The organism is Rahnella sp. P4_A8 (assembly GCF_056402435.1).
Genome location: NZ_JBFUHK010000171.1, coordinates 1 through 2,191, shown reverse-complemented (window position 1 = coordinate 2,191; position 2,191 = coordinate 1). Strand labels below are relative to the sequence as shown.

Here is a 2,191-nt window from a genome sequence, read left to right as displayed (position 1 = left end):
TCTTATGGTAGTTATTGATACCCAGTTGCTGAATATCAATACCGTTCACCTCTACCCTGCCATTATCAGGATAAAACAGCCCACACAATACCTTCATCAAGGTGGTCTTTCCTGAGCCGGACGGCCCAACAATAGCCACACTTTCTCCTGGCGCGATAGTGATGTCCAACCCGTTGAAAATGGGCGGAGACTGGCTGTCATAACGGTAACTCAACGCATAGGTTGCCAGCGACACCGGCTGTAAACGCGCCTCATAAGGGAGGTCCGGCTTACGGTTTTCCTGCGGATGCAGGGCGATATCGGCAATACGTTCGTTGTGCAGACTCATCATGCGCAATTGCAGCAGGAAGTTGGTCAATGAACCAATTCTGTCGGAGAACTGTCCGCGAAAAGCGCCGAACGCAACGAACATACCGATAGTCATCTGGTTGTCTATTACCAGGCTGGTACCCAGCCACAGGATCACCACCTGATCACCGGCTGAGACAAGGGTGTTGATGCCGCCAAACAGCATGTCCATCTTAGTCACCCGGATCCCGGTATTGATGGTATCGATCTCGAGGTTGAGCCAGTGGGCACTGCGTCTTTCTGCTATCCCCTGCATTTTGACTGTGGCGATCCCGTACAGGGTTTCCATAAAATAGGAACCGGCGCGGGCATTTCTTACTAAAGACTCTTCTGACAGTTGCCTGTAATAACCGTAGGTCAGTAGCCTAAGGAGTACATATAGGGCTGTGAAGGCCATAACTATCCAGGTTAACCAGCCTCCGTACAAAATCATCATCACGAACACGCCGACCACCATGATAATGTCCATAATCGCACCGACAATACTGGCCGTGAAGGTGCTGCGCAATGTATCCAGCGAGCCGAAGCGCGACTGGATATCCCCCAGTTTACGGCGTTCAAAATACCCCAGGGGCAGTCGCAACAGATGATTGAACAACCCGGATTGCCACTGGATGTTGATGAGGGTAGCCATGACTAATGAGGACCAGGAACGCACCATGCTGACTGCCGCCCGCAGCAGAATAAAGAACAACAACCCCGCGCAAATTAAGGTCAGCAAACCGCGATCGCCGGCAGGGATCGCATGATCCATCACCAGTTGTGTACCAACCGGCATCACAAGGTTGATGGTTTCAATCACCACTGACAGACAAAAAATCTTGCCTAGCGTCCCTTTGAGGCCGTGTACGCTCCCCATAAGCGTGCTAAGACTGAGCCGGTTTTGCACGGTGTCTGCTTTGAATGCAGCGCCTGGCCAGGCCTCGAGTGCCACGCCGGTGAAACTGTGCGACACCTCCGCCATGTTGATGGTCCTTCGGCCCCTGGCCGGGTCATGTATAACCACGTGATTACGCCTGACGCTCACCAGAACGACAAAATGGTTAAACTCCCAGTGCAGTATGCACGGCACTTTTAGCGCACTGAGATCTTCAATATCCAGTGACAGGGGACGTGAGGACAAACCGAGTTGTTCGGCGATACCGGTTAATCCGGACAACGTGGTGCCACGCGCCGAGAGGTTGAACTGCTGGCGTAGCGCAATCAGATCGACGTTCTTGCCATAGTGGCCGCAGATCATCGCCAGACAAGCGAGGCCACACTCAGAGGATTCTGTTTGATGAACTAGCGGGACGCGTTGTCGCAGCCGGATGTCGAGCTGGCCGAGCAGTTTTTTGACAGAGAGCCTACTCATTGACCGGTCCCGACGCGCTGTGTTTCATGTCGTAGAACGGTGATAGCATCCATTGATATATCTTCCTTTTTTCCAAAAATAGTGTGCTCTCCGCTTTCATACCGTTTTCAAGGTTCAGGCGTTTACCGTTATACATAATGGTCTGCTTCTCTGGTCTGACGATCACCTTGTAGTAAGGGACTGCGGAGGTCAGCGCGGGTTTGGGGGCACCCTGATAGGTCAGCATTTCCTGCGGTGACGCCGGTGCTCTGGAAATCACTGACACCGTGCCGGCGAACTGCCCAAATTTCTGCGAAGGGAAGGCTTCATAGCGAATGTTGACCCGGTCCCCTGGGGAAATATAGGGAATAGCATCATTGGGTACCCAAAGTACCAGAGAGTAATGATCAATGCAGGGTGGGATAACCTGCAGCAAACTGTCGCCGACGTTGACCATTTGCCCTACCGTGACGCTAAGGGAGTCGACGCGACCGTCAACCAGTGCACGGA

Annotated in this window: 2 protein-coding genes; both read right to left on the bottom strand. The window is 52.9% G+C overall.

Going from position 1 to position 2,191, the window contains the following annotated elements; all coding sequences use genetic code 11:
* The coding region (locus AC1DUO_RS24270; RefSeq protein WP_477989150.1) for a peptidase domain-containing ABC transporter at positions 1-1,702 on the bottom strand (1,702 nt) is incomplete at its 3' end.
* Positions 1,695-2,191: HlyD family secretion protein (locus AC1DUO_RS24265; RefSeq protein ID WP_477989148.1), on the bottom strand; the 497-nt coding region annotated here is incomplete at its 5' end. The genes AC1DUO_RS24270 and AC1DUO_RS24265, both read right to left, overlap by 8 nt.